At 51.3% G+C, this 7,451-nt stretch carries 7 protein-coding genes; 5 read left to right on the top strand and 2 right to left on the bottom strand.

From position 1 onward, the window contains the following. Positions 1–1,064: FAD-dependent hydroxylase (locus NZ772_10105; protein ID MCS6813904.1), on the top strand; the 1,064-nt coding region annotated here is incomplete at its 5' end. Positions 1,065–1,076: 12 nt separating this feature from the next. On the opposite strand, the gene NZ772_10100 is transcribed toward NZ772_10105, so the two are convergent. Both NZ772_10100 and NZ772_10095 read right to left on the bottom strand, forming a co-directional pair. After that, positions 1,077–1,883, bottom strand: coding sequence for a peptidylprolyl isomerase (locus NZ772_10100; GenBank protein ID MCS6813903.1), 807 nt, complete (start codon positions 1,881–1,883; stop codon positions 1,077–1,079). Positions 1,884–1,949: 66 nt separating this feature from the next. After that, positions 1,950–2,510, bottom strand: a complete 561-nt coding sequence (locus tag NZ772_10095) for a photosystem I assembly protein Ycf4 (protein MCS6813902.1) — start codon at positions 2,508–2,510, stop codon at positions 1,950–1,952. 220 nt (positions 2,511–2,730) lie between these two features. Between NZ772_10095 and psbD the strand changes: the two genes are divergently transcribed. The 4 genes from psbD to NZ772_10075 all read left to right on the top strand — a co-directional run bounded on the left by psbD (position 2,731) and on the right by NZ772_10075 (position 7,447). Beyond that, on the top strand, positions 2,731–3,789 hold the full coding sequence (gene psbD / locus NZ772_10090; GenBank protein ID MCS6813901.1) for a photosystem II D2 protein (photosystem q(a) protein): 1,059 nt from the start codon (positions 2,731–2,733) through the stop codon (positions 3,787–3,789). Continuing rightward, the gene (gene psbC, locus NZ772_10085; protein ID MCS6813900.1) at positions 3,773–5,161 is read left to right on the top strand and encodes a photosystem II reaction center protein CP43; all 1,389 of its coding nucleotides are present in this window, start codon (positions 3,773–3,775) and stop codon (positions 5,159–5,161) included. The genes psbD and psbC overlap by 17 nt, the downstream gene beginning before the upstream one ends. Before the next feature lie 71 nt (positions 5,162–5,232). Beyond that, positions 5,233–6,219, top strand: coding sequence for a DNA polymerase III subunit delta (gene holA, locus NZ772_10080; protein MCS6813899.1), 987 nt, complete (start codon positions 5,233–5,235; stop codon positions 6,217–6,219). A 25-nt stretch (positions 6,220–6,244) separates the two neighbouring features. Next, a complete protein-coding gene (locus NZ772_10075; GenBank protein ID MCS6813898.1) occupies positions 6,245–7,447 on the top strand; it encodes an aminotransferase class V-fold PLP-dependent enzyme in 1,203 nt (400 codons plus the stop codon). The last annotated feature ends 4 nt before the right edge of the window (positions 7,448–7,451 follow it).

Below are 7,451 nucleotides of genomic sequence, written 5' to 3'. Positions count from 1 at the left end.
GACGTGCCTATCACATTTCCGTATTATCCAGTCGCATCTTTCGCCGTATTGGTGTCTGGGATGACATTCTTGCCAACAGTGCAGCTTTTCAGTACATTCACCTGTCCGATGCAGGAGATTCCATGGCGGTGCAGTTCCAGCCTTCAGACTTAGGGACAGATGATGTTGGCTACGTAGCTACTCACAGTGTGCTTGTGTCTGCGCTGCAAGCCTATCTAACCGCCTGTAAGCAGGTGACTCGGTTGTGTCCAGCTACTGTGCTCAATGTGCACTATGGCTCTGAGCAGGCAGTTGTTACCTTAGCGATCAATGACCAACAGCGATCTATTAGCACCAAACTAGTGATTGCCGCCGATGGTGCCAAATCTCCCCTCCGCCAAGCTGCTGGCATTACTACCCATGGTTGGAAATATTGGCAGTCTTGCATTACCTGCAGAGTGGCTCCTGAATTTCCCCAGCAGCATACAGCCTACGAGTTGTTCAAGCCCAGTGGCCCTTTTGCAATCTTGCCCTTAGCCAATAACCAGTGCCAAATTGTGTGGACTGCTCCCCACGCAGAAGCCAATGCCTACGCCAGCTTGGACGACGAGACTTTTCTAGCAGAACTTAGCTTACGCTATGGTTCACACATGGGCAAGCTCTCCCTTACCAGCGATCGCTACGTGTTTCCAGTGCAGTTAATGCAGAGCGATCGCTATGTTATGCCCCGTCTAGCACTGGTTGGTGATGCAGCACATAGTTGCCATCCCTTGGGTGGACAAGGGCTGAACATGGGTATACGCGATGCAGCAGCCCTAGCGGAAGTGTTGACAACAGCCCACCAACGCGGTGAAGACATTGGCAGCCTAGCTGTACTAAAACGCTATGAAACATGGCGTAAGCGCGAGAACATGATTATTTTGGGCTTCACGGATTTGCTGGATCGGGTATTTTCTACCACTTGGTGGCCGATCGTCGTTATCCGTCGTCTAGGCATACGCCTACTGAACTCCGTGCAACCATTCAAGTCCTTCGCTCTACGGCTAATGACTGGCCTAACCGGTCGTTCGCCTCAGATTAGCTAGCATTCTAACCAGCTATTTCTTTAAGTTTTCAGCACCTGCAATGACCTTGGCGGAGGTGATGCGATCGCCCTGCTGGATCTCATCCACAACATCCATACCCTTAGTGACATAGCCGAATACAGCATAGTTGCCATCTAGAAAATCAAGATCAGCTAATGCTACATAAAACTGCGCTGAAGCGGAGTCTGGGTAAGGTGCCCGTGCCATGGCAACAGCACCACGAGTGTGACGCAACTTAGGAAGATCTTGAATTCCAGCGTCTGCGAAGGTTTTGCTGTAAACCAAGGTGTCCGTTCTAGTAGTTTTAATTTCCAGCGGAATGTAACGAGGTTTAGTCGTAGCAGGGTCAATGAAACTGCCGGTGCCTAACGCTGATTGGGGGACACTGGAATCCCTACTTTGAGGGTCACCCCCTTGCACTACGAAGGGTTGTGGTTCACGGATCACTCGATGAAACATGGAGCCGTTGTAAATACCACGTTGTACCAAATCTACAAAGTTGCCCGCTGTAATGGGAGCATTAGTGCCATCAATTTCCATTACGATTGGCTTGCCCTTGACCACTAACTCAACTGTAGCTTTGCCCTCAAGGCGAGGTAAGCCAGGAAACAACTGAGAGCTATTCTGGCTAGTCATGGCTACAGCCTGATTTGAGGAAGCACTAGAGGTGGGTGAGGCAGTTGCACTGGTTTGAGAACTAGTTTGAGCATCGATTACAGGGGAAGCGGAGGAGCCTGCTGGTTGAGCAGCACAACTAGCAAGGCCAAAAACGGCAACAGCCACTAGGCACAGTAACCATGACAGAAAGTTCACTCGCATTGGCATCATCCTAACGTAAACTAACCCGTTCATTCTACTGGCTCGTACACCCCTAACGGTCAAAGATTACAGTCCTTCTAGGGGAACTCCCAGGAATTTTGCTAACTCTGCTCCCCGATTTTCCAGCTCAGACAAGGGTAATGGATCCCCTACACGGGTCAGGGGAATGTCTTTTAGACCCTTAGCCCGTAAATAGAGCTGTCGCTTGGGGTTTAACCCTTCCTTAACTTCAATCCTTATAGCTTGGACATCAGCAATCGGGCAACTGATTTCAACTTTGCGGTTTTTGCCTGGAAATCCCCAGCGAAAGATAACAACCTTACCGGTCTGGCGGTTAAATTCGTTGTAACCGCCTCCTACATTCCACACAATCAGCAGCCAAAGATAGGCACTGAGTGCTAGCCCTGCCACTCCATAAAAGCCCATTGCTAGTCCCTGGGGTACAAATACCAAGTCGATTGAATTCCCAAAGGGGAGAAAATTTTGCTTGAAATAGCTTGATAAGCTGGCAAGAAAAAATCCTGTAGCACCGATCGTGGTTACCGTCGCCCACCAATAGTTACTAAATCGTCGGGATCCCAAAATTTCTTGATACAGGCGATCGCCAAGTTCTGAATGTGCATTCATAGGACTAATGTGTTGGACTCCTGTGTTAAGTCTTTATAAATCTTGAGAACTATGAGAATAAGGTGTCAGATTGTAAAAATTTCAATCTTCACTATCATATAGAATTGTGAATTACTACCTGATTTTTTCTGCGCTGCTAGCAGCGACTGGTTAATTCCGTTGCTGCTCTCTGTTGCAGATTCTATTATCTGGACTCTTGAAATAACTAAGAGGATTTGAGATGACCATTGCAATCGGGCGCGTACAGCAAGAGCGGGGATGGTTCGACATCCTCGACGACTGGCTCAAACGCGATCGCTTCGTATTTGTCGGCTGGTCCGGCCTACTGCTATTCCCCTGTGCCTATCTAGCCCTCGGCGGCTGGCTCACAGGCACCACCTTCGTCACCTCCTGGTATACCCATGGTCTGGCCTCCAGCTACCTAGAGGGTTGCAACTTCCTCACCGCCGCCGTCAGCACCCCCGCTGACAGCATGGGCCACTCCCTGCTATTCCTGTGGGGACCCGAAGCCCAAGGTGACTTCACCCGCTGGTGTCAACTCGGTGGCCTGTGGAACTTCATCGCCCTGCACGGTGCCTTTGGCCTCATTGGCTTCTGTCTGCGTCAGCTAGAGATTGCACGCCTCGTAGGTGTGCGTCCCTACAACGCCATCGCCTTTACCGGGCCAATCGCCGTCTTCGTCAGCGTGTTTTTAATCTATCCCCTCGGTCAGTCAAGCTGGTTCTTCGCCCCCAGCTTCGGGGTTGCTGGTATCTTCCGCTTCATCCTATTCTTCCAAGGCTTCCATAACTGGACCCTCAACCCCTTCCACATGATGGGCGTTGCCGGTATTTTGGGAGGTGCCTTGCTGTGTGCCATCCACGGTGCTACGGTTGAAAACACCCTGTACAAAGATGGTGATGCAGCCAACACCTTCCGGGCCTTCGAGCCAACCCAAGCGGAAGAGACCTATTCCATGGTGACCGCCAACCGCTTCTGGTCACAAATCTTTGGGATTGCCTTCTCCAACAAGCGGTGGTTGCACTTCTTCATGCTGTTTGTACCGGTGACTGGGTTGTGGATGAGTGCTGTGGGTGTGGTAGGTCTAGCCTTCAACCTACGGGCCTATGACTTCACGTCTCAGGAGATTCGGGCGGCTGAAGACCCAGAGTTTGAGACGTTCTACACCAAGAATATTCTGCTGAATGAGGGTATCCGTGCTTGGATGGCTCCTCAAGACCAGCCCCATGAAGGTTTTGTATTCCCTGAGGAGGTATTGCCACGTGGTAACGCTCTCTAATCGCATGATTTCCATGACTGGCGGTCGTGACCAAGAATCTACTGGTTACGCCTGGTGGTCTGGTAATGCTCGCTTGATTAATTTGTCTGGTAAGTTGCTGGGTGCCCATGTTGCCCACGCTGGTTTGATTGTGTTCTGGGCTGGTGCTATGACCTTGTTCGAGGTAGCGCACTTTGTGCCAGAAAAGCCGATGTACGAGCAGGGCTTAATTTTGCTGCCCCACCTAGCTACCTTGGGCTGGGGCGTTACCACAGGTGGTGAGGTTGTAGATACCTTCCCCTACTTTGTGGTTGGCGTATTGCACCTGATTTCCTCTGCTGTCTTGGGTCTGGGTGGTATCTATCACGCAGTTCGTGGCCCTGAAACCCTAGAAGAGTACTCCACCTTCTTCGGCTATGACTGGAAAGATAAGAACCAGATGACCAACATCATTGGTTACCACCTGATCCTGCTGGGTTGTGGTGCCTTCTTGCTGGTACTGAAGGCTATGTTCTTCGGCGGCTTGTATGACACATGGGCACCTGGTGGTGGTGATGTGCGTGTGATTACTAACCCTACCCTTAACCCTGCGGTTATCTTTGGCTACTTGCTTCGCTCTCCCTTTGGTGGTGAGGGCTGGATTGTCAGTGTCGATAACTTAGAGGATGTGGTTGGTGGTCACATCTGGGTTGGGTTGATTTGTATCTCCGGCGGTATCTGGCACATCTTCACGAAGCCGTTTGGTTGGGCACGTCGTGCCTTTATTTGGTCTGGTGAAGCGTACCTGTCCTACAGCTTAGGCGCATTGTCCTTGATGGGCTTCATTGCCTCTTGTATGGTCTGGTTCAACAACACAGTCTACCCCAGTGAATTCTATGGCCCCACTGGAGCAGAGGCTTCTCAAGCTCAGGCACTAACCTTCTTGATTCGTGACCAGCGCTTGGGTGCTAACGTGGGTTCTGCGCAGGGACCAACTGGTCTGGGTAAGTACCTGATGCGCTCTCCTACGGGTGAAATCATCTTTGGTGGTGAAACTATGCGCTTCTGGGATTTCCGCGGTCCTTGGCTAGAACCACTGCGTGGCCCCAATGGTCTAGATTTGAATAAGATCAAGAACGACATTCAGCCTTGGCAGGCTCGTCGTGCTGCTGAGTACATGACCCACGCACCTCTGGGTTCTTTGAACTCTGTAGGTGGTGTGGCTACGGAGATTAACTCGGTGAACTTTGTATCTCCTCGTGCTTGGTTGGCGACTTCTCACTTTGTCCTCGGTTTCTTCTTCCTAGTTGGTCACTTGTGGCACGCGGGTCGTGCTCGTGCTGCCGCGGCTGGCTTCGAGAAGGGCATTGAGCGTGAAAGTGAGCCAGTGCTATCGATGCCTGATCTAGACTAATTGTTTTAGGTTGGTAATGTGTGAAGACAGGGCGAGTTCTGCTTGCCCTGTTTTTTGTTGGGAGGTAGTTGATGCCGATTTATGTCTACTGGGGGGAAGATGAGTATGCTCTGCACCGAGCTGTGAAAGAGTTACGCGATCGCACGCTGGATCCAGCCTGGGCGAGTTTCAACGACGACAAGTTTTTTCCTGAGCAAGCAGATGCTATTATTCAGGCCCTTAACCAAGCCATGACTCCACCGTTTGGGAGTGGTGGACGCTTTATCTGGTTAGTGAACACACCGCTACTGCAACAATGTCCCCCTGAAGTGCTGACAGAGCTAGAGCGCACCCTACCTCAGATTCCTGACCACACGGTGCTACTACTGACGAGTTCTAGTAAGCCAGATGCCCGCCTAAAGTCCACCAAACTGCTACAACGCTATGCCCAGATTGAAGAATTTAGTCCCATTCCCAGTTGGAAGACAGAGCAACTTGTGCAACGGGTAAAGCAGGTAGCTATGTCAATGGGCATCAATCTTACGTCGGACAGCACGGAATTTATCGCAGAGGCTATCGGTAACGATACGCGGCGACTATATAGTGAATTGGAAAAACTTCAATGTTTTGCAGGAGAGTGCCAGGCTCCTCTAGAGCTAGATGTTGTCAGTCAATTGATTACGGTTACAACCCAGACCAGCTTCAAGCTAGCAGCAGCGATTCGACAAGGTAATACGGCTGAGGCGTTGGAACTGGTGGCTGACTTATTAGCACGAAATGAAGCACCGCCTGCGATCGTAGCAACGCTGATTAGTCAATTTCGCGCATGGCTATGGGTGAAACTGCTGATAAGTACTGGAGAGCGAGATGATCGGGTCATTGCCCAAGCTGCTGATGTCGGTAACCCCAAGCGTGTTCACTTTTTGCAGCAAGAGGTCAAATCACTGTCTCTAGAGCAACTGCGGCAGGGCTTGCCCCTATTGCTGGCATTGGATGTTGGCTTAAAGCAAGGAGCTAACCCCGATTTGGCGCTGAAAACAACGATAATTGAGCTGTGCCACTGTCTACGCAGCCATTGACTATGATGCAATTACATTGACCATGATGCAACTACATTTGTCCGCTACTGACCTTGCAACCTGCCGTCAACAGTTTCCTGCCCTCGCCAACAAAACCTACTTTAATTACGGTGGACAGGGGCCAATGCCCCGCATGGCGTTGGAAGCCATGGCAGAAGCCCACAATACTATTCAAGAGATGGGGCCTTTCTCTAATTCTGTGAATGCTTGGGTGCAGCAAGAGGCCGCTCAAACCCGCGCTACGATCGCCCAAGAACTAGGAGTGCCTACAGAAACCATCACCTTGACGGAAAATGTCTCTGTTGGCTGTAACATTGCCCTGTGGGGCATTGACTGGCAGGCTGGAGATCACATTCTCTTGTCTGATTGCGAACATCCTGGCATTGTAGCTGCGACCCAAGAACTGCAACGCCGTTTCCAAGTTACTACGTCAACGTTCCCGCTGCTGGCAACTTTGAACCATGGTGATGTTGTAGATAGCATGACTCGCCATCTCCGTCCGACCACGCGGCTGGTCATCGTGAGTCATGTGTTGTGGAATACGGGACATGTGCTGCCCTTGAGGGAACTGGTAACAGCTTGCCACGATCGGGGTGTGTTGGTACTGGTGGACGCTGCCCAATCCGTAGGGCTATTACCCCTGAACCTTACGGATACCGAGGTAGATTTCTATGCCTTTACCGGACACAAGTGGTGGTGCGGGGCAGCAGGTTTGGGAGGACTGTATGTGCATCCTGATAGTCCTTTGAACCCCACCTTTACGGGTTGGCGTGGGATTCGTACCAATGCTGACGGCGATCCCCTGGGTTGGCGCACCGATGGGCAGCGCTTTGAAGTTGCCACGTCAGATTATGCCTTGCTAGCGGGGTTACGGGCGGCGATCGCCTTTCATCAACAGTGGGGATCCCAAACAGAACGCTACCAACGTATCTGTTACCTAAGTGCCTACCTGTGGGACTGCCTAGGCGCATTGCCAGGGCTGCACCGCCTATGCTCAACGCCGCCAGCATCAGGGCTGGTATCTTTCCAGATTACTGACACGGACAATGCCCCAGCTACTCATCAACACCTAGTCAAGTACCTAGAAGCAAATGCTATTATGACCCGGACGCTGCTCTCACCCAACTGCGTGCGGGCCTGTGTCCATTACTTCAGTCAAGAGTCGGATATTGATATCTTCATCAAGTGCCTGCGTCAATGGCAAACCCACGATCGGCCTGTAACCTAGCCTA

The sequence above is a fragment of the Cyanobacteriota bacterium genome (genome assembly GCA_025054735.1).
Lineage (GTDB): Bacteria > Cyanobacteriota > Cyanobacteriia > SKYG9 > SKYG9 > SKYG9.
This window is presented reverse-complemented; position numbering and strand designations above follow the sequence as displayed.

What these genes read in the sequence shown, in the direction of transcription:
- NZ772_10100 (MCS6813903.1), bottom strand. Translation starts at nt 1,883, where the DNA reads ATGCGAGTGAACTTTCTGTCATGGTTACTGTGCCTAGTGGCTGTTGCC.
- NZ772_10095 (MCS6813902.1), bottom strand. Translation starts at nt 2,510, where the DNA reads ATGAATGCACATTCAGAACTTGGCGATCGCCTGTATCAAGAAATTTTG.
- psbD (MCS6813901.1), top strand. Translation starts at nt 2,731, where the DNA reads ATGACCATTGCAATCGGGCGCGTACAGCAAGAGCGGGGATGGTTCGAC.
- holA (MCS6813899.1), top strand. Translation starts at nt 5,233, where the DNA reads ATGCCGATTTATGTCTACTGGGGGGAAGATGAGTATGCTCTGCACCGA.
- NZ772_10075 (MCS6813898.1), top strand. Translation starts at nt 6,245, where the DNA reads ATGCAACTACATTTGTCCGCTACTGACCTTGCAACCTGCCGTCAACAG.